Here is a 17,959-nt window from a genome sequence, read left to right on the forward strand (position 1 = left end):
GGTTCGACCCGAACTGCCCGTGGGCCTGGATGACCAGCCGCTGGGTCGGCGAGGTCGAGCGGCAGCGCCCGATCGACGTGACGTGGCACGTGATGAGCCTGTTCGTCCTGAACGAGGACCAGGACATCCCCGACGAGTACCGGGAGCGCATCCACAAGGGGCAGCTCTACCCGCGCATCGTGACCGCCGCGCTGCTCCGCCACGGCCAGGACATCGTCAAGCCGCTGTACGACGCGCTCGGCGAGCACGTCCACCACCGCCAGGAGTCCGACCCCGACCAGGTCGTGCCCGCCGTCCTCCGCGAGCTCGACCTCGACGAGGACCTGCTCGAGTACGCCTGGACCGACGAGGTCGACCAGGCCGTCCGCGCGAGCCACCAGGACGGCATCGACCGCGTCGGTCAGGACGTCGGCACCCCGGTCATCGCCGTCGAGGGCACCGCCTTCTTCGGCCCCGTCATCTCCCCGGCGCCGAAGGGCCAGGAGGCGCTCGACCTGTGGGACGGCGTCGTGGCCGTCGCCAAGTACCCCGGCTTCTTCGAACTCAAGCGTTCGCGGACGGTCGGCCCGATCTTCGACACGGTCGCGTAGACCGGCCCGCGTCGCGGACGCGACCAGCGGGCGGACGGGAGGCACGGTGCGACCCCGCCCCGCACCTCCCGTCTGCTACGGTGCTGACTGAACGCTGAAACATCACGAGCACGGGGGTCTCGATGGGGGAGCAGTACCGGGTCGACCGGGGGATGACCGAACGGACGGTCGCGGACGTCCGCGACGCGGCGTCCGACGTCGCCGAACGGGCAGTGGCCCTGACCGAGTCGCTCGACGCGGTCACCTCGGCAGCGAGCGGTTCGGAGGTCATCGCCTCGGCCGTCGCGTCCTTCGCCGCTGCGCGGTCGGCCACCGCACCGCGGATCGGTGCGCACCTCGCGGCGGTGAGCGCTGCCGCAGAGCGCGTCCGGACCGCTGCCACGGATGGCGAGCGGTCCTGGGCGGCCATTCCGTCGGCCTTCGCGATGCCCGGTGTGAGCGAGGCGATGCCCGCGATGACCCGCCGGTCCAGCGACGCAGCCGACGGCCTGGCCGACAGCGTCACGGCCCTGCACCGGCTGCTCGACGGGGCCTCGTTCGAGTTCGCCGACCTCCGCTCTCGACGGGCCGTGCTGGCGGAACGGATCGCCTCCTTCACGGACGGGATCGGGCACGCGGTCGCACAGCACGACGCGGCGCTCGCCGACGCGACGGCGACGACCACGCCGTGGCGGGAGGTCCCCGGCCTCGCCGCCGAGGACACCGCGCTCCGATCGGCGGTGCATGCGTGGAACGAGCAGTGGCGCGAGTGGCAGCGGGACCTCGCCTCGCGCATCCGGCGGATCGACGGTGGAGACTCGACGGACGGACTCGCCACCGACGCGACCGATGTCGCACCGCGAGCCTCGTGGCGCCGATGCCGCTCCCGGGGTTCCCCTCGACGCCGTTCCAGTTCCCGTGGCCCTGGCTCGGGGCAGCCGGGGGCACGGCAGCCGGGGCGGGGAGTGCGGCCGCCGGAGCGTCCGCGCTCGAACTCCTCGGGATCCTCTTCGGACTGAGCGGCGACACCGCGAAGCAGACTCCCGCGGATGCGATGCGGCAGCGGATGGCGCAGGCCGACGCCGATGCCTGGTCGTGGGTGCACGACCCCATCACCGGAAGGCCGCGCGAGGTCGCCGGCGGCGCTGGCATCATGACGGATGCGGTCGGGCCGATGACCGGGCCCGAGGCCATCCAGCATGCACGGCAGTACGGACGTGTGCCGAAGAAGAAGCCGGTCGGGGAGGTCGGCACCCCTGAGCAACTCGTCGACATCTGGAAGGAGCTCACTCGAGGCGGCAGACCGATGGAGGGCGGCGCTCCGGAGTCAGTATCGGTCGAACTCCCGGACGGATCCCGCGTTCAGTGGCGACCGGACAGTCAATCTGGTGGTCCGACGATCGAGATCAACGCCGGCGGAACCAGCAAGTACAAGATCCATCTCCCGAAGGGATCACCACGACACGAGCTCTCGGAGAAACATCGATGAACGAACTGACCTACCAACTCCTCGCTGACGTGTCGGATGAACTCGGGTCCGATCTCTACGGCTGGCACATCGGGGTCAGAGGTCGCACGCATGAGCCCGAAGCTGCCGTGCAGACGCGGGTCCTCGGTTACGTCCGGGACCTGCTCGCCGCGGACCTCATCGGTCTGTCTTCGATCGAGACCGACGCCGAGGGGCGTGGGGTGTGGTCGAACTGGCAGGGGGAGGTTCCGGTGCTCATCCAGAGGGCGGCCTTGAGGTACGGCCGGTCCGACACGGTGTGGAACCTCATGGTGACGGCGACTCCGCGCGGCATCCGCGCCTTCGAGGAGGAGGAAGCCAGGCGTGAGGCTCGAGGCCAGGACCCTTGGGCGCACGTCGACGATCGCTTCGGCGGGATCTGGGACGCCTGTGGCAACGTCATCGAGCCGCACGGGGACGAGATCGTTGTCTGACCCTGATCCCGACAGGAACGTCATCGAGCTACGCGATGACGAGATTGTTGTCTCACATGTGCCCGAGATCGGATAGCCATCGATGAACCGACTGACCTATTGGCTGCTCGCTACGGTGTACGACGGCACAGGCGAGAACCTCTGGGCCTGGAGCGGCAATCTCGAGCGCGCGCGGAAACGTCCTCTGGCGGAGACGCGCGAATGGGCCCTGACAATCCTGCGCGATCTCCTTGCGCAGGATCTCGTTGCGGTGGGTAACTACGAGCCGGACGGGCCGGGGCGGGCCGGCTGGGACGAGTGGCACGGTGCGCCGGAAGCGGTCGCCGATCGTGTTGCAGAGATCTACACACTCGATGTCGGCGAGGACGAGGTTCCGTTCTGGCCGTGCTACCTGATGGACACTGAAGCGGGGAATCGGCTCTACGACCAGGAACGGGCGCGGCGTGAAGAGGCCGGCGACGAGGTGATTGCGCGCCTCGACGGGATCTGGGACGCCGACGCAGACGTCATCGAGCCGAACGGGGACAAGGTCGTTCTCTGAAGCAGATCCAGAATGCCCTACACGAGCTTCCAGCCGATGCGCTTCCCGAAGGACACTGATGAACGACTTGACCTACTAGGTCCTCGCGACCGTCTCCAACGGCACCGGTGAGAACCTCTGGGACTGGAGTACAGACTTCGGGATCGAGCGGAAGCGGGACCCGGAGGACACACGCGAATGGTTCCTCGGGTTGCTCCGGACACTGCTCCTGAAGGGGTTGGTCACAGTCGGCAACTACGAGTCGAACGGACCTGGTCGAGCCGGATGGGACGAATGGCGCGGCACTCCAGATGAGATCGTGCAGCGCGTCGCCGCGATCTACACGATCGAGCCGGAAGGAGGGGCGGTGCCGTTCTGGCCGTGCTACCTGCTGCACACTCCGGCCGGCGATGCGCTGTTCGAGCACGAACGAGACCGACGCCTCCGGGCCGGTCTCGACCCGGTAGCGGACGACGACGGGATCTGGGATGCCGACGGGAACGTCATCGAGCTGAACGGGGACAAGGTCGTTGTCTGACGCAGACCTGCAGTACGTGGCGTTCCCGACCGTGGAGGTGCGGGCGATGCCCGACGGCTCGATCGCAGCGCTCCGCGAGCCGCTGCCCGATCACGAGCAGTACATCGACGTGATCCCACCCTCCGACGCCGAGGACCCGAAGGTGCAGCGGCGCAGCGTCCGGCGCGATGACGGCCTTCCACCGAGCGCCGAGCCTGCACCGCGGACGCCCGAGGAACGCCTCCTCCTCGACGTCCTCGAGTTCGGCGTGAACGGGTGCGCCACCGATCTCCGTGCCGTGCACCGGCTCGCCCGCACCGACCACGAGCCGGATCCCGTTGCCGCTCGCGCGATGGCACTCCGGGCTCTGGAGGTCGGACTCCGGCGAGGGCTGTTGCAGAGCGGCATGTTCGTGCGAGCACAGGGCGTGCTGACGTTCGTCGAGACCGACCGGACGATCGCGGACCAGGTCGCCACGCTGCGGTCCCGGTACGTGAGCGCACCGGGGGTCGGCGAGTCCGACGAGGACCTCGCCGCGACGCTGTGGCTCATGAACGCGCCCGAGGGCGAGCGCTACGCACGGACGCACGGTGCGAGCGCGCAGCCGGCCGCACCGACGAGCACCGAGACCGCTGCGCCGTCGGTCCCCTCGGACGACCCGGCCGTCGTCGTGCGCTCGTCGAGTGATGCGTGGGACAACCGGCACCACGAGCTCGTGGCCGACAACGTCTTCGAGGAACTCCGGAACGGCTGGCTGTCGTCGGAGCAGGGCATCGAGGACGATGCACTGCGCAAGGTGGCGTGGGGCGTCGCCGCCGAGATCGTCTACGCCTTCGACGTCACGTGGTCGCCGAACTGGGTGCCGCAGGGACACCCGCACCGCTGGCACGACGACGAGGGGTGGCACGCGCGGTGCAACGACTGCCTCGCGGAGAGCCCCGCGGAAGCCGAGGAAGCGGTCGCGTGGGACTGGTTCGCCACCCATCGTGCCGTCGTGCACGGCGACACCGCCCCGGCGTTCCGCCCGTCTCCACCGCCGATCGAGGTTCCGCTCCCCGGCCACGAGTGACGTCCGGATCGTGCGCGTCAGGCGATGCGCAACTGCATGAGCGTCAGGTCGAGCCACCGGTCGAACTTCCGGCCGACCTCGGGCAGCACCCCGACGGTGACGAACCCGAGCCGCTCGTGCAGGGCGATCGAGCCCGTGTTCGACGAGCAGATGCCGGCCATCACGACGTGCACGTCCGCCGCCCGGGCGTGTGCGACGAGGGCGTCCATCAGCACGGTCGCGATGCCCTGGCCGCGGAACGCCGGCACGACGTAGACGCTGTGCTCGACCGTGTGGCGGTACCCCTGGTGCGGTCGGAACGCACTGTAGGTGACGTAGCCGGCGACGACCCCGTCGAGCTCGGCGACCAGCACGGGCAGCCCGGCTGCACGACGCTCGGCGAGCCACCCGTCGAAGTACTCCCGCGGGTGCGGCTCCTCCTGCCAGATCGCCGTCGAGTGCAGCACGGCGTCGACGTGCAGGGCGTGCACGACGTCGAGGTCTCGCGGCTCGCAGTCCCGGACCGTGACCGGCGCCGTCGACCCCGTCGCATATGCTGTCGCCATGTCTCAGATCATAGACGACGTCGAGCCGGCGACGGAACCCGGTGCCGAGCACCCGGACGACGCCGACCAGCGCCGCCTGGGAGAGCGGCTGCAGCGTCTGCGGACCGAACGGAAGTGGAGCCTGACCGAGCTCGCCGAGGAGTCCGGCGTCTCCCGCGCGATGATCAACCGCGTCGAGCGCGGTGTGTCGAGCCCGACGGCCACCATCCTCGGCAGGTTGTCCGGTGCCTTCGGGCTCACGATCTCGCAGCTCCTCGACGAGGCACTCGACCACGAGGTGCCCCGGGCGACCGATCCCGACGAGGCGCGCGGCGTCCAACGCGGCGCGACCGCCGACTCCTGGACCGATCCCGAGACCGGGTACCGCCGTCGTCCGGTCTCGAGTGCCGACTTCCCCGCGGACGTCACCGAGGTGCGCCTCCCGGCCGGTGCGCAGGTGGCGTACCCGGCGTCCGCCTACGCGTTCCTGCGGCACTGCGTCTGGGTGGTCGACGGCGTGCTCGAGGTCGTCGTCGGCGACGAGCCGACGCGATTGAGTGCCGGCGACCGCATCGAGCTCGGCGAACCCGCCGACGTCGTCTACCGGAACCCGGGCGCGGAGCCCGTGCGGTACGTCGTGGTGGTGGTCCGGGCCGCGCGGGGCCGGGAATAGGATCGGAGCCATGCGCATCCACCTCGGAACGGACCACGCCGGCCTCGAGTTCAACAAGACCCTCGCCCAGCACCTGACCGAGGCGGGGCACGAGGTCGTCGACCACGGTCCGACCGAGTACGACGCGCTCGACGACTACCCCTCGTTCTGCATCAACGCCGCGCACGCCGTCGTGCAGGACCAGCGCGCGGGCGTCGAGGCGCTCGGTGTCGTCTTCGGCGGCTCGGGCAACGGTGAGCAGATCGCCGCGAACAAGGTCGAGGGCATCCGCGCGGCCCTGGTCTGGAACGAGTCGACCGCGCTCCTCGCCCGCCAGCACAACGACGCGAACGTCATCTCGATCGGCGCGCGGCAGCACACCGAGGAAGAAGCGATGCGCTTCGTCGACCTGTTCGTCGCCGAGCCGTTCTCCGGCGAGGAACGTCACGCCCGCCGCATCGCGCAGCTGGCCGAGTACGAGACGACGGGGCACATCGCCGGTAAGCAGATCGACGAGTAGTCCGGGTAGACAGGACCGATGCCAGAGGGTCACTCCGTCCACCGCATCGCGAACCAGTTCTCCCGGCACTTCGTCGGCAAGCGCTGCGAGGTCTCCAGTCCGCAGGGGCGGTTCGCCGCTGGCGCCGCCCAGATCGACGGCAAGCGCATGATCGCCGCGCGTGCCGTGGCGAAGCAGATGTTCCTGGAGTTCGAGGACGACCTGTTCCTGCGCGTCCACCTCGGGCTCTACGGCGCGTGGGACTTCGCGGGCGTGATCTCGTCCGCCGAGGCGCTGTCCGAGGACGGCGACGGCGAGGAGTCGCTGTCGTCGATCGGCGCTCCGCGGCTCGCCCGGTACCGGATGGCCGAGCAGGAGAAGGCCGAGGACCCGATCGAGTCCTTCCCGCCGGACCCCGTCGGCCAGGTGCGCGTCCGCATCCTGACCGAGGACACGGTCGCCGACCTCCGCGGCCCGACCGCCTGCGTCGTCGAGGACCCGGCCGGCGTGCAGCGTGCGCTCGACAAGCTCGGACCGGACCCGATCAACGACGACGGCCCGGAGGCCGAGAAGACCTTCGTCGACAACGTCCGGAAGCGCAACGTCGCGATCGGGCAGCTGCTGATGGACCAGGCCGTGGTCGCGGGCATCGGCAACATCTACCGCGCCGAGCTGCTCTTCCGGCAGCGCATCGACCCGTACAAGCCCGGCAAGAAGATCACGGTCAAGCAGGCGAAGGCACTCTGGCAGGACTGGTCGAAGCTGCTGCACGCGGGGGTCCGTGACGGCCTCATGCTGACCATGGACGACCTGTCCGAGGCCGACCACGCCAAGGCCGTGCGCTCGCGGAAGGACCGCCACTGGGTGTACCACCGCGAGGGGGAGCCCTGCCGGGTGTGCGGCACCGAGATCCGGATGGCGGACATGGCCGGACGCAAGCTCTACTGGTGCCCGAAGGACCAGAAGTAGCCGCGGCCGCTACAGGTCCCGGTGCGTGAACCGCCCCGCGATCGCGGTCCCGAGCACCTCGGCGTGCCGCAGCGCCGCCGAGTCGGCGACCGCCAGCGGGTCCGCCGCGAGCAGCACCACGTCGGCGACGTCGCCCACCGCGACGCCGACGCGCCCGCCCTCGGTCGAGCCGCGCCACGCGGTGAGCGCGGACAGCCGTTCCGCGGGGTGCCACGGCGTGCGGCCGTCGCGGTCCCGCCCGACCGCGGCCGCCATCGACACCCACGGGTCGAGCGGCGCCACGGGAGCGTCCGACCCGAGCCGGAGCTCCGCCCCAGCGCGGTGCAGCGAAGCGAACGGGAAGGCCCGGTCGGTCACGTCCGCCCAGTACCGGTCGGCGATGTCCCGGTCGTCCATCGCGTGCTCCGGCTGCACCGACGCCACGACCCCGAGCCGGGCGAACCGATCGACGTCGGTGTCGACGAGCAGCTGGGCGTGCTCGATGCTGCCCCGCGCGCCCACGGCCTCGAACACGTCGAGCGCCAGGGTGTTCGCCCGGTCGCCGATGGCGTGCACGGCCGGCACGAGCCCGGCGTCGACCGCGCGCCGGACCATCGCGACGAGGTCCTCGAACGGGTACGCGAGCACGCCCTCACCCGACGTCATCGCGGCGGTCCGCGTCCCGAGCGAGCCGTCGGTGATCACCTTGAAGGGCCCCATCCGGACCAGTCCGCGGGTGCCGTCCACGACGTCGCCGGTGCGCAGGCCACGGGCGATCGCCGCGTCGAGCTCGCCCGGGTACACGCCGGAGTCGACCCGCAGGCCGTCCGTCCCCGCGTGCACCCGCCGGGTCCAGCGGTCGAGGCCGAAGACCATCTCGAGGTCGACGACACGGGTCACGCCGCGAGCGGCCGCCGCGTCGACCGCCTCGGCCACCCAGCCGTCGAGCACGTCATCCGGGGCCCGGGACAGCACCGCGGTCACGTCGAAGGCGTCCTGCTCGCGCACCACCCCGTCGTCACCGGCCGCGAGCGGCCGTCCGAGGAGCGCCGAGCAGTGGGCGAGCGCGAGCGCGTTGCACCAGACGGCGTGCAGGTCGGCGCTGATGACGACGACCGGGAGGCCCGGTGCGGCCCCGTCGAGCAGCTCCCGTCGTGCGGGGCGGGGCCAGGTCCCGTCGCGGTAGCCGTGCCCGACGAGCACCAGGTCCGACGCCCCGGTGCGTGCGACCGCGGCGAGCGCGTCGGCGGTCGCCTCCGCCGACGCGCAGGCGGACACGTCGACGCGTCGGCGGACCAGGGCCCACTGGTCGAAGTGCACGTGGTGGTCGACCAGGCCCGGGCCGAGCCACGCGCCGTCGGTCTCCACGACGTCGGCGTCGACGCCCGACGGCGGGTCGAGCGTGCCGGCGGGGGCGACCGCCTCGACGCGGCCACCGACGATGCGGACGTCGCACGGAGCGCCGGAGGTGCCCACCCGGCGGACGGTGCGGAGCAGGACGTCGGTCACGATGCCTCCCGTCCGTCCTGTCGTCCCGCCTGCGCGCGCTCGACGGCGTCGGCGAGCGCGGGGGAGGCGTAGGGGCCGTCGCCGCGGAGTCCCGCGACGATCCGCTCGACGACCTCGGGAGCCTTGTTCTGCGACAGCTTCGCGCGGGCGTCGAACCGGGTGACCCGGATGCGGATGCCGACGGTGCCCTTCGCGACGCGGCGGGCGGTCCCGGGATCGACGTCGAGCGAGACCGGCTCGGGCATGACCCGCTCGAAGTGGTCGACGAGCTCGCCGAGCACGCGGAAGTTCTCCTCGTCGGACAGGATCTCCGGCGTCCCCCAGCAGTGCGCCGTCACGTGGTCCCAGGTCGGGACGAACTGCTCCGGCGGGTACCAGGCGGGGGAGACGTAGCCGTGCGGGCCCTGGAACACGACGAGGACCTCGTGCTGTCCGAGCTCGTGCGCGACCTCGTCCGGCCGGCCGACGTGCGACACGAGGACGATCTCGTCGGGGTCGTCGTCCGGCCCGGGCGCCTCGAGCAGGAACGGGTAGTGCGAGGCGACGAGTCCGGCGGCGGTGTGCGACACGATCGTGGCCCACGGGTGCCCGTCGATCAGGCGTCGCACCTCGTCGACGTCGGTCATCAGGAAGTGGGGTGTGTGCCGCATGCGACGAGCGTGGCACATGCGAGGCTGGTCGGCATGGAGAAGCGCGCCGCGTACGAGTCCGTCCTGCCCTACGTCCGTGAGTGGATCGACTACAAGGTGTGGCAGCTCCGGCTCCCCGGCGTGCAGGTCGCGATCGGCTTCGAGGACGAGGTGCTCTTCTCCGAGGCCTGGGGATGGGCGGACGTCGAGGCCGGACGGCGTCTGACGACCACGGACCTGTTCCGGATCGCGTCGCACTCGAAGACCTTCACCGCGACCGCACTGCTGCAGCTCGCCGACGCCGGCGCGCTGCGGCTCGACGACACCGTCGGGTCGTTCGTCCCCGCCCTGGTCGAGGCCGGGTCGCCGATCGCCGACGCGACCGTCCGCGAGCTCATGGAGATGGGGGCCGGGGTCGTCCGCGACGGTGCCGACGGCGACCACTGGGCGCTCGACCACCCGTTCCCGGACGCCGACCAGCTCGTCGCGCTCGTGGTCGAGGGCGGCGCGAAGGTGCCCGTCGGGTCGGCCTTCAACTACTCGAACCTCGGCTACGGCCTGCTCGGGCTCGTCGTCGAGGCCGTCACCGGCACCTCCTACGCCGAGCACGTCCGGCGGGCGATCGTCGAGCCGCTCGGGCTGACCGGGACCGGGCCGGAGTACGACCCGGCCCGCGAGGACGAGTTCGTCGTCGGCTACACCGGCCTGCACACCGCCCGCACCCGCCAGCGCGTCCCGCACGTCACGACGGGGGCGCTCGCCGCAGCGACGGGCTTCCACGGCACGGCGTCCGACCTCGTCCGGTACTTCTCGGCGCACGTGCCCGGGCGGGGCTCGCTGCTGTCCGACCACGCGAAGCGCCTGGCGCAGCGGAAGGCGTGGAGCGCGCTCGACACCGACCCGGCCGCGCGCGGCTACGGCGCCGGGTTCATCGTCGACCGGATCGGTGGGCGCGAGGTGCGCGGGCACTCCGGCGGGTTCCCCGGACAGATCACCCAGACGGTGTTCGACCCGGCGTCGTCGCTCGTCGTCTCCGTCCTGACGAGCAGCGCGACCGGCCCGGCGGGGATGCTCGCGACGGGCATCGTGCACCTGCTCGACGCCGCGGCCGACGAGCAGGCCCCCGGTCCCGAGCTGCCCGAGGGCGTCGACACCGACCGGTACACGGGACGGTTCACGACGTTCGAGGGCATCACCGACGTCGCGCGGGTGGGGGACCGGCTGCTCGCGATCGACCCGACCCAGCCGGTGCCGACCGAGTCCCCGGTGCGCCTCCGGGTCGTCGACGAGGACACGCTCGTGATGGCGGCGGGGAACCGCTTCGGCTCGGTGGACGAGCGGATCACCTACGCGCGTGACGAGGACGGCACCGTCGTGTCGTTCCGCGGGGACAGCGGCATGACGCACCGTCCGTGGTCGGTGCCCGAGGAGTCGCCGGAGGTCGCCGCCGCCCTCGTCTGACGGTGCGACGGGCGCAGGGGGTGGGGACAACCCCACCCCCGATCCGGGAGACGGCAGGATGGGACGCGGGGACGGGCTCCGTGAGGCTGGACCCATGACCGACACCGACCGCCTCGACCAGGCCGAGACCGTCCCGCTGGACGACCACGCCGCCGATCGTGCACAGACCGTCCCGCTCGACGGTGCCGTGCACCAGGGAGCCACGAAGCCGATGCCCGAGCAGCCCCGCACGCCCGACCCGCGCCCCTCGGCCGCGCCCTCGGGCTGGAGCGCCACGCCGACGGCGGGAGACGCCTTCGCTCCGGGGCAGCCGCCGTTCGCCGCCGCGGGAGCCCCGGGAGCCGCGGGAGCCCCGGGGAGCGGGAACGGCGCTGGCTCCGGGATGACCGCGGGCCGGTTCTACCGCGAGGCCTGGCGTCGCCTGCCGCGGGACTTCGGCTACATGGCGCTGACGGCCGTGCTGCTCTGCACGCTGTACGCAGCGTTCCCCGCGGCGCTGTTCGGCCGGGGCCTGCGCGACCTGTTCAACCCGTTCGTGCTCCTGATGTTCTTCATCGCGCTGTTCGTGGCGCGGTGGCTCGGCCAGTTCGAGAAGACCCGCATCGGGTGGGCCGACCCCCGGCCGATCCGCCCGGTCGACTGGACACCGCGGTGGCAGCAGAACTGGTGGACGCGCACCGGGTCCGCGGTGGCGAACCCGCACTACTGGCTGTACCTGCTGCACGCGGCCGTCGTGTACCCGCTCGCGGCACTCGTGACGGTCGGGGCCGGTGTCGTACTCCTCGCCGGGTTCGCGTGGCCGTTCGTGGTCGCCGTGGCCTGGGGCTTCCTCGGCGTGGGCGGCATGTACCTGCCCAGCTCCGACAGCGGCGCGCTGCTCGCGGTCGGGCTCCTCGGCCTGCTCTCGATGGCGGCGTCGGTGGCGCTCCTGCCCCTCTGGGCGCGTGGTTCCGTGCTCGCCCACTACTGGATCGACCTCGGCCTGCTCGGCGGCTTCCGTGCGGAGCAGCTCGAGCAGCGCGTCGCTGGCCTGCAGGCCTCCCGTGCCGGAGCCGTGACGGCCGAGGGCCAGGCGCTGCGCCAGATCGAGCGCGACCTGCACGACGGCCCGCAGCAGCGCCTCGTCCGCCTGCGGATGGACCTCGCGGCCGCCGAGCGCGCCCTCGACCGCGACCCGGAGAAGGCGAAGCAGCTCATCGGCGAGGCGACCGAGCACGCGCAGGACGCCCTCGACGAGCTGCGCGCCCTGTCCCGGGGGTTCGCGCCGCCGATCCTGCTCGACCGTGGCCTGGTCGCCGCGCTCGAGGCCCTGGTCGCCCGGACACCGATCCCCGTCGGGCTCGACGTCCGCCTGCCCGAGGGACTCGAGCTCGCGACGGAGATCCAGCGCAACGTGTACTTCACCGTCAGCGAGCTCCTGACGAACACCACGAAGCACGCCGGTGCCTCGACGGCCGGTGTCTACCTCGGCCTGATCGTCGACGCCTCGGGCCTCTGGTACCTCACGGTCAGCGTCACCGACGACGGCCGCGGCGGCGCACGACCGCAGGAGGGCCACGGCATCGAGGGCCTGATGGGGCGGATGCGCGCCCTCGACGGCGAGCTCCTCGTGAACAGCCCGGAGGGTGGCCCGACCGAGGCCACCGCCCGGATCCCGCTCGGCGCCCTGAACGGCGTCCCCGTCGCCCGAGGTTGACGACACCGGGAGCGGTCCGACGCCACGGCAGGCGCGACCGCTCCCACTAGGCTGGTCGGCATGAGCGACGGCCCGGGTGCAGCAGGCATCCGGGCCGTCGTCGTCGACGACGCCGTGCTCCTGCGCGAGGGACTCGCCCGGGTGCTCGACGAGGCCGGCATCGACGTCGTCGGCCAGTACGCCGACGCCGACTCGTTCCTCGCCACGCTGCCGCACGACGCCCCCGACGTGGTCGTGATGGACGTCCGGATGCCGCCGACCTTCACCGACGAGGGGGTCCGCGCCGCCGTCGAGACCCGCCGCGTCGCACCGCGCACCGGGGTCCTGCTGCTGTCCCAGTACGTCGAGGCCACCTACGCCGAGGACGTCCTGGCCGCGGGCGCGACGGGCATCGGGTACCTGCTCAAGGACCGCGTGACCCGACTCGAGGAGATCGACGACGCCGTCCGCCGCATCGCCGCCGGCGGCACCGTGCTCGACCCCGAGGTCGTCACGCAGCTCATGGGCCGCCGACGGGACCCGCTCGCCGCCCTGACGCCCCGCGAGCGCGACGTCCTCGGACTGATGGCCGAGGGCCGCACGAACGCCGCCATCGCCCGCGCGCTCGTGATCGGCACCGGCGCGGTCGAGAAGCACGTCTCGAGCATCTTCGGCAAGCTCGCCCTCGAGGACACCGGCGAGGACCACCGCCGCGTCCTCGCCGTGCTCGCGTACCTCGGCTGACCCGACACGTGGCGACCGCACCGTGATCCGCGTCCCCGCGCCGCTCCTCGCGCTCACCGCGATGCTCTCGGTGCAGATCGGTGCCGCACTCGCCAAGACCCGCTTCGACGAGGTCGGGTCCGTCGGCGCCGCGTCGCTCCGGCTCGTCATCGGCGCGGTCGTGCTCGTGCTCGTCGTCCGCCCGCGCGTCCGGCACTGGACCCGAGCACAGTGGACCGCCGCCGTCCTGCTCGGCCTGGCGCTCGGCGGGATGAACGTCTTCATCTACGTGGCCTTCGCGAGCATCCCGATCGGCGTCGCCGTGACGATCGAGTTCCTCGGGCCGCTCGCCCTGTCGCTCGCGCACACCCGACGCTGGCGGGACGTGACCTGGGCGGCGCTCGCGCTCGCCGGGGTCGTGCTGCTCGGCGTCGGCCCGGCGGCGGTCACCGCGGTCGGGGGCGTCGTCGCCGCGCTCGCCGCCGCCGCGTGCTGGGCGGGCTACATCGTCATGAACCGACGCGTCGGCGCGGCGATCCCCGGGGTCGACGGTCTCGCGGTGTCGATGGTCGTCGCGATGCTCGTGTCCCTGCCGACCGGGCTGCGTCCGGCCGTCGACGGGGTGGTCGGGGACCCGTCGCTGCTGCTCGTCTTCGCGGGGGTCGCGCTGCTGTCGACCGTGCTGCCGTACGCCCTCGAGATGCTCGCCCTCCGCCGGATGCCGACGCGGGTGTTCGGGGTGCTGCAGAGCCTGGGGCCGGCGATCGCGGCCCTGGCGGGGCTGGTGGTGCTGCACGAGGGGCTGGCGGCGCAGGAGGTCGTCGCCCTCGCGTGCGTGAGCGTCGCCAGCATCGGGGTCACGCTGTCGGCGCGACGCGGTCGCGCGCGACCGGACGCGGGTCGGACGGGAGGCGCGGGGCAGGTTCCCTGACGTCGGGGACGTCCGTCGTGCCTCCCGGCCGACCGGCTACTCGGCGCGCAGGAAGTCCGCGTACGTGGGTTCCGACTGCACACCCGACAGCAGGGCCGGATCGTTGATCCGGCGCTCGACGTAGGCCGCGATGACCTCCGGTGGGGTGAGCACGTGGGCGACCCAGGACGGCACCTCGTTCTTCTTCGTCATCGTGCCTCCTTCCGTCGGGTCGTCGCCGTCGAACTTCTCGATGATCGTGTAGTTCGGCGAAGCGGTACGGGCAGAACGATCCTCGTGATGCGGGTGGAAGTCAATGCGGTGCGTTCCCCGGATGCCGTGCCGCGAGATCGGCCCGGAGCGTGCGGTGCTTCACGGCAGACCGCCAGACCCAGGCGTCGGCCTGCTGCCCGAACTGTGCCCACTCGACGAGCACGGCGTCGCGGGTCCAGCTCTTCGCGAAGCCCTTCACGCGGATGTGGAAGGTGGGGAACTGGATCCACGCCCACACGGGGGCGGGGGTGACGGCGTGGCAGACGTCCGGCCCGCGCGCTTCCTCCGACAGGGAGTAGGCACGCGGGCGCTCGACCTCCGGGTGCTCCGGGGGCTGCCACCGGTTCTCGCGACGCCGTCCCACACGGGTATTCGAACGTGTGTTCGAACCGGCGTCAAGTCGGACGTGCGGTCAGCGCGGGGTGCAGGCCTCGGGTGGGCGTGTCGACGTCGCGCGTGCAGTGGGTGCCAGAGCGCGTCCGGCGCCTCGTGTCGTCCGTGAGGGGGACAAGGCTGTACCCCGTTCGTGGGCTGTCGCGCTCCGTGGACACGGGGTGCAATGGACGGTGCAGGACACCCCTGCGTGCTTCACCCGGAGGAGCCGCATGACCGTCACGCTCTCCCGCCCGCACCCGGCGCCGACCGGTGCGGTGCCGGCACCCGCACCGCTGCGGCCCCTGCCGTCCCTCGCCGTCCGGTGGCTGCTCCGCGCCGCCTTCGCGCTGCCCTACGTGGTCCTCGCGCTGGTGGCGTCGCACATCACGACGACGCCGTCCCTCGGGCTGACCGGCAACCAGGTCACCTTCGACCGGGCGACGGCCGCGCTCGACGGTGGCGTGGTGCAGGCCATCGGGCAGCTCTGGCCGCTGCTCTCCGGTGTGCTCCTGCGCTTCATGCCCTTCGGCGTGCAGGGTGCCGCGGTGCTCGGCGGGGTCGTCGCCGGTGTGCTGCTCCAGCTCCTCGCGCAGGACATGCTGCGCCGCGGCCTGCGCATGCGCGAGGTCGTCGCGTTCACGATCGCACTGGGCGCCAACCCGCTGTACGCCTTCCTCGCGCTCGACGACCTGCAGGCGTTCCTCGGCATCGCCCTCTTCGCCCTGGCCGTCGTCGACATGGTGCGGTTCTTCGCGTGGGGGGACACGCAGGCGGGCTTCCGGGCCGGCCTGGCGCTGATGCTGTCCACGCTGGTGGACCCGATGGGCTTCGTCTACGTCGGGATCGCGGCGCTCGCGGCACCGCTGCTCGACCTGGCACGGCACGACCAGCGAGGCATCCGGCGGGCCAACGTGCTCGTCCTGGTGTTCCCGAGCCTCGCCGTCGCACTCTCGACGGCCGTCCTGGACCTGATGGTGCTCCACGACCCGTTCGCGGCGCTGCGCGGGACGATCAGTGTGTCCGAGGAACGATTCGACGGCCTGCGCCACCTGTTCGCCACGGCGGACGGCCTGCTCCTCGTGGCGATGCTCGTCGCCGGCGCCACCCTGGCGCTGCTCGTCCGCCGACCCGGCGCGATCGGGCTCGTCGCGGCGCTCTTCGTCGGGACCGTGGGCGGGTACGCGATCGGGCTCGTGCCGGTCGCGACCGCCGGCAACGTCTTCGTCACGATGCTCAGCGTCGCGATCGCGATCCTGCCGCCGGTCGAGGGCCGGCTCACCAGCACCCTCGTCGTCGTCCTCGCCGTCCTCCAGGTCCCGCTCGCGTGGGCCGCAGCCTCCGAACGCCAGGTCGTCGTCGAGTGGATGCACGCCGTCCTCGCGGTGGTGACCCGGTGACCGCCGTCGCTCCGCGGCCGCCCCTGGATGCCGACGGGGCCGAGCGGTCCGTCCTGGACGCCGACCGGGCCGTCGTGGTCGGTCCGACCGGACGGCACCGCGGCGAGGAGGTCGACTGGCGACCGCTGCACCGGTGCTCCGTGCAGCGGCACGTCGAGGAGGGCTGGGTCGCGTCCGCGCGCATCCGCGAGGGCGTCCTCGTCCTGACCAGCGGCCGGTCCGACCCGGACGTCCTCCGCGCGGCGCTCACCGAGGAGTTCGGCGAGCCCGTCGTCCTCCGCAGCGCGTCCGAGGCGGACGTCCGGCAGCGCATCGCGTACGAACTCGAGGAGGAGGTCGCCGACCTCGCCGCGCACGGCCTCGCGCGGACGAACCCGGCGCTGTCCGCACGGACCGTCCTGTCACGTGGACAACGGGTCGGCGGCGCGGTCGCCCTGCTCCTGTTCGCCGCGTGCCTCGTCCTCGCACCGGGCAGCACCGTCGCGATCGCGACGGCGGTGCTCTCGCTCGGCTTCCTGGCGGGCATCCTCTTCAAGTTCTGGGTGTCGATGGTCGGCGCCCGCTTCGACCTGGTCGAGCAGGTGTCGGTCGAGGACGTCGCGGCCCTCGACGACGACGCCCTGCCGACGTACACCGTGCTCGTGCCCGTCTTCCGCGAGGCGAACATCGTGCACGACCTCGTCCGGAACCTCGAGGTGCTCGACTGGCCGAAGGACCGGCTCGAGGTCCTCGTGCTCGTCGAGGCCGAGGACCACGAGACCCGCGAGGCGGTCATCGACGCCGCACCGCCGGAGTGGATGCGCATCGTCATCGTGCCGCCGGGATCGCCGCAGACGAAGCCCCGCGCGTGCAACGTCGGCCTCGCCATCGCGCAGGGGGAGTACGTCGTCATCTACGACGCCGAGGACCGTCCCGACCCCGACCAGCTCAAGAAGGTGTTCCTGACCTTCGACCGCGCCGGGGACGACACCGTGTGCGTGCAGGCGGCGCTGAGCTACTTCAACGCCGACGAGAACGCGCTCACGCGCATGTTCACGCTCGAGTACTCGTACTGGTTCGACTACATGCTCGCCGGCCTCGACGCCCGACAGCTGCCGATCCCGCTCGGCGGCACGTCGAACCACTTCCGCACCGACCTGCTCCGCGAGCTCGGCGGGTGGGACCCGTACAACGTGACCGAGGACGCCGACCTCGGCATCCGGGCGTCCGCCGTCGGGTACCGCGTCGCCGTCGTCAACTCCACGACGATGGAGGAGGCGAACACCTCGATCCCGAACTTCGTCCGGCAGCGCTCCCGCTGGATCAAGGGCTACATGCAGACCGCCCTCGTGCACGCCCGGCGGCCGCGGGCGCTCGTCCGCGAGATCGGACCGCGTCGGGCGGCGGCGTTCGCCCTGCTCATCGCGGGGACCCCGCTGACCTTCCTCGGGATGCTGCCCGGCGTCCTCGTGACGATCGCGACGCTGCTGCTGCCGGGAGACTGGACCGCGCCGCTGTTCCCGGCGCCCGTCCTGTGGCTCTGCGTGCTCGACTTCCTGCTCGGCAACGCCACGATGATCTACCTGACCATGATGGGGCCGTACAAGCGCGGGCGGTTCGACCTGATGGGCTGGGCGCTGCTCAACCCGCTCTACTGGATCCTGCACTCGGTCGCCGCGTACAAGGGACTGTGGCAGCTGATCACCCGGCCGCACTACTGGGAGAAGACCGAGCACGGCCTGACGAAGACGACCGCCTGATCCCGACGACGGTGTGGAGGGGATGACGG

At 72.0% G+C, this 17,959-nt stretch carries 21 protein-coding genes; 16 read left to right on the forward strand and 5 right to left on the reverse strand.

Annotation, left to right across the window (positions count from 1 at the left end):
- Positions 1-29: 29 nt before the first annotated feature.
- The 7 genes from ACIPEQ_RS07500 (at position 30) to ACIPEQ_RS07530 (ending at position 4,616) form a co-directional block, all read left to right on the forward strand.
- Positions 30-590, forward strand: a complete 561-nt coding sequence (locus ACIPEQ_RS07500) for a disulfide bond formation protein DsbA (protein ID WP_402714810.1) — start codon at positions 30-32, stop codon at positions 588-590.
- A gap of 122 nt (positions 591-712) precedes the next feature.
- Positions 713-1,588, forward strand: coding sequence for a hypothetical protein (locus ACIPEQ_RS07505; RefSeq protein WP_402714700.1), 876 nt, complete (start codon positions 713-715; stop codon positions 1,586-1,588).
- 47 nt (positions 1,589-1,635) lie between these two features.
- A complete protein-coding gene (locus tag ACIPEQ_RS07510) occupies positions 1,636-2,058 on the forward strand; it encodes a hypothetical protein (protein WP_402714701.1) in 423 nt (140 codons plus the stop codon).
- Positions 2,055-2,510: a hypothetical protein gene (locus tag ACIPEQ_RS07515; RefSeq protein ID WP_250366530.1), complete on the forward strand. Its 456-nt coding sequence runs from the start codon at positions 2,055-2,057 to the stop codon at positions 2,508-2,510. The genes ACIPEQ_RS07510 and ACIPEQ_RS07515 overlap by 4 nt, the downstream gene beginning before the upstream one ends.
- 82 nt (positions 2,511-2,592) lie before the next feature.
- Positions 2,593-3,051: a hypothetical protein gene (locus ACIPEQ_RS07520; RefSeq protein ID WP_402714702.1), complete on the forward strand. Its 459-nt coding sequence runs from the start codon at positions 2,593-2,595 to the stop codon at positions 3,049-3,051.
- Positions 3,052-3,349: 298 nt separating this feature from the next.
- Entirely contained in the window at positions 3,350-3,568 is a 219-nt protein-coding gene (locus ACIPEQ_RS07525; protein WP_402714703.1) for a hypothetical protein, read from the forward strand.
- Positions 3,561-4,616 carry a hypothetical protein gene (locus tag ACIPEQ_RS07530; protein ID WP_402714704.1) on the forward strand — a complete coding sequence of 352 codons (1,056 nt, stop codon included), beginning with the start codon at positions 3,561-3,563 and terminating at the stop codon, positions 4,614-4,616. Before ACIPEQ_RS07525 ends, ACIPEQ_RS07530 begins: the two co-directional genes overlap by 8 nt.
- A 17-nt stretch (positions 4,617-4,633) precedes the next feature.
- Here ACIPEQ_RS07530 and ACIPEQ_RS07535 read toward each other — a convergent pair whose 3' ends face one another.
- Positions 4,634-5,161: a GNAT family N-acetyltransferase gene (locus ACIPEQ_RS07535; RefSeq protein ID WP_402714705.1), complete on the reverse strand. Its 528-nt coding sequence runs from the start codon at positions 5,159-5,161 to the stop codon at positions 4,634-4,636.
- Between ACIPEQ_RS07535 and ACIPEQ_RS07540 the strand changes: the two genes are divergently transcribed.
- From ACIPEQ_RS07540 to ACIPEQ_RS07550, 3 genes are read left to right on the forward strand one after another with little or no spacing between them, the layout of a single operon-like run.
- Positions 5,160-5,813, forward strand: coding sequence for a helix-turn-helix domain-containing protein (locus ACIPEQ_RS07540; RefSeq protein WP_402714706.1), 654 nt, complete (start codon positions 5,160-5,162; stop codon positions 5,811-5,813). The genes ACIPEQ_RS07535 and ACIPEQ_RS07540 overlap by 2 nt on opposite strands.
- A gap of 10 nt (positions 5,814-5,823) precedes the next feature.
- Positions 5,824-6,312, forward strand: a complete 489-nt coding sequence (locus tag ACIPEQ_RS07545; protein WP_402714707.1) for a ribose-5-phosphate isomerase — start codon at positions 5,824-5,826, stop codon at positions 6,310-6,312.
- An 18-nt stretch (positions 6,313-6,330) separates the two neighbouring features.
- Positions 6,331-7,260 (forward strand): Fpg/Nei family DNA glycosylase, encoded by a 930-nt coding sequence (locus tag ACIPEQ_RS07550; protein WP_402714708.1) that lies wholly within the window; start codon positions 6,331-6,333, stop codon positions 7,258-7,260.
- 9 nt (positions 7,261-7,269) lie between these two features.
- Here ACIPEQ_RS07550 and ACIPEQ_RS07555 read toward each other — a convergent pair whose 3' ends face one another.
- Both ACIPEQ_RS07555 and ACIPEQ_RS07560 read right to left on the reverse strand, forming a co-directional pair.
- The gene (locus ACIPEQ_RS07555) at positions 7,270-8,748 is read right to left on the reverse strand and encodes an amidohydrolase family protein (protein WP_402714709.1); all 1,479 of its coding nucleotides are present in this window, start codon (positions 8,746-8,748) and stop codon (positions 7,270-7,272) included.
- Positions 8,745-9,398 (reverse strand): FMN-binding negative transcriptional regulator, encoded by a 654-nt coding sequence (locus ACIPEQ_RS07560; protein ID WP_402714710.1) that lies wholly within the window; start codon positions 9,396-9,398, stop codon positions 8,745-8,747. Before ACIPEQ_RS07560 ends, ACIPEQ_RS07555 begins: the two co-directional genes overlap by 4 nt.
- A gap of 33 nt (positions 9,399-9,431) precedes the next feature.
- Between ACIPEQ_RS07560 and ACIPEQ_RS07565 the strand changes: the two genes are divergently transcribed.
- The 4 genes from ACIPEQ_RS07565 to ACIPEQ_RS07580 all read left to right on the forward strand — a co-directional run bounded on the left by ACIPEQ_RS07565 (position 9,432) and on the right by ACIPEQ_RS07580 (position 14,167).
- Positions 9,432-10,838, forward strand: coding sequence for a serine hydrolase domain-containing protein (locus tag ACIPEQ_RS07565; RefSeq protein WP_402714711.1), 1,407 nt, complete (start codon positions 9,432-9,434; stop codon positions 10,836-10,838).
- A gap of 94 nt (positions 10,839-10,932) precedes the next feature.
- Positions 10,933-12,534: a sensor histidine kinase gene (locus ACIPEQ_RS07570; protein WP_402714712.1), complete on the forward strand. Its 1,602-nt coding sequence runs from the start codon at positions 10,933-10,935 to the stop codon at positions 12,532-12,534.
- 60 nt (positions 12,535-12,594) lie between these two features.
- Positions 12,595-13,257, forward strand: coding sequence for a response regulator (locus ACIPEQ_RS07575; RefSeq protein WP_402714713.1), 663 nt, complete (start codon positions 12,595-12,597; stop codon positions 13,255-13,257).
- A 22-nt stretch (positions 13,258-13,279) separates the two neighbouring features.
- A complete protein-coding gene (locus tag ACIPEQ_RS07580) occupies positions 13,280-14,167 on the forward strand; it encodes a DMT family transporter (protein WP_126892101.1) in 888 nt (295 codons plus the stop codon).
- Between the two features lie 36 nt (positions 14,168-14,203).
- Here ACIPEQ_RS07580 and ACIPEQ_RS07585 read toward each other — a convergent pair whose 3' ends face one another.
- Both ACIPEQ_RS07585 and ACIPEQ_RS07590 read right to left on the reverse strand, forming a co-directional pair.
- Entirely contained in the window at positions 14,204-14,359 is a 156-nt protein-coding gene (locus tag ACIPEQ_RS07585; RefSeq protein ID WP_402714714.1) for a hypothetical protein, read from the reverse strand.
- Between the two features lie 100 nt (positions 14,360-14,459).
- The gene (locus ACIPEQ_RS07590; protein WP_250366541.1) at positions 14,460-14,783 is read right to left on the reverse strand and encodes a hypothetical protein; all 324 of its coding nucleotides are present in this window, start codon (positions 14,781-14,783) and stop codon (positions 14,460-14,462) included.
- A gap of 241 nt (positions 14,784-15,024) precedes the next feature.
- Here ACIPEQ_RS07590 and ACIPEQ_RS07595 point away from each other — a divergent pair, with 241 nt between their 5' ends.
- A complete protein-coding gene (locus ACIPEQ_RS07595) occupies positions 15,025-16,191 on the forward strand; it encodes a hypothetical protein (protein WP_402714715.1) in 1,167 nt (388 codons plus the stop codon).
- Positions 16,188-17,930, forward strand: coding sequence for a glycosyltransferase (locus ACIPEQ_RS07600; protein WP_402714716.1), 1,743 nt, complete (start codon positions 16,188-16,190; stop codon positions 17,928-17,930). Before ACIPEQ_RS07595 ends, ACIPEQ_RS07600 begins: the two co-directional genes overlap by 4 nt.
- The last annotated feature ends 29 nt before the right edge of the window (positions 17,931-17,959 follow it).

It is taken from the genome of Curtobacterium sp. NPDC087080, from assembly GCF_044745105.1.
Taxonomy (GTDB): domain Bacteria; phylum Actinomycetota; class Actinomycetes; order Actinomycetales; family Microbacteriaceae; genus Curtobacterium.

What these genes read in the sequence shown, in the direction of transcription:
- ACIPEQ_RS07500 (WP_402714810.1), top strand. Translation starts at nt 30, where the DNA reads ATGACCAGCCGCTGGGTCGGCGAGGTCGAGCGGCAGCGCCCGATCGAC.
- ACIPEQ_RS07505 (WP_402714700.1), top strand. Translation starts at nt 713, where the DNA reads ATGGGGGAGCAGTACCGGGTCGACCGGGGGATGACCGAACGGACGGTC.
- ACIPEQ_RS07510 (WP_402714701.1), top strand. Translation starts at nt 1,636, where the DNA reads ATGGCGCAGGCCGACGCCGATGCCTGGTCGTGGGTGCACGACCCCATC.
- ACIPEQ_RS07515 (WP_250366530.1), top strand. Translation starts at nt 2,055, where the DNA reads ATGAACGAACTGACCTACCAACTCCTCGCTGACGTGTCGGATGAACTC.
- ACIPEQ_RS07520 (WP_402714702.1), top strand. Translation starts at nt 2,593, where the DNA reads ATGAACCGACTGACCTATTGGCTGCTCGCTACGGTGTACGACGGCACA.
- ACIPEQ_RS07540 (WP_402714706.1), top strand. Translation starts at nt 5,160, where the DNA reads ATGTCTCAGATCATAGACGACGTCGAGCCGGCGACGGAACCCGGTGCC.
- ACIPEQ_RS07535 (WP_402714705.1), bottom strand. Translation starts at nt 5,161, where the DNA reads ATGGCGACAGCATATGCGACGGGGTCGACGGCGCCGGTCACGGTCCGG.
- ACIPEQ_RS07545 (WP_402714707.1), top strand. Translation starts at nt 5,824, where the DNA reads ATGCGCATCCACCTCGGAACGGACCACGCCGGCCTCGAGTTCAACAAG.
- ACIPEQ_RS07550 (WP_402714708.1), top strand. Translation starts at nt 6,331, where the DNA reads ATGCCAGAGGGTCACTCCGTCCACCGCATCGCGAACCAGTTCTCCCGG.
- ACIPEQ_RS07560 (WP_402714710.1), bottom strand. Translation starts at nt 9,398, where the DNA reads ATGCGGCACACACCCCACTTCCTGATGACCGACGTCGACGAGGTGCGA.
- ACIPEQ_RS07565 (WP_402714711.1), top strand. Translation starts at nt 9,432, where the DNA reads ATGGAGAAGCGCGCCGCGTACGAGTCCGTCCTGCCCTACGTCCGTGAG.
- ACIPEQ_RS07570 (WP_402714712.1), top strand. Translation starts at nt 10,933, where the DNA reads ATGACCGACACCGACCGCCTCGACCAGGCCGAGACCGTCCCGCTGGAC.
- ACIPEQ_RS07575 (WP_402714713.1), top strand. Translation starts at nt 12,595, where the DNA reads ATGAGCGACGGCCCGGGTGCAGCAGGCATCCGGGCCGTCGTCGTCGAC.
- ACIPEQ_RS07585 (WP_402714714.1), bottom strand. Translation starts at nt 14,359, where the DNA reads ATGACGAAGAAGAACGAGGTGCCGTCCTGGGTCGCCCACGTGCTCACC.
- ACIPEQ_RS07595 (WP_402714715.1), top strand. Translation starts at nt 15,025, where the DNA reads ATGACCGTCACGCTCTCCCGCCCGCACCCGGCGCCGACCGGTGCGGTG.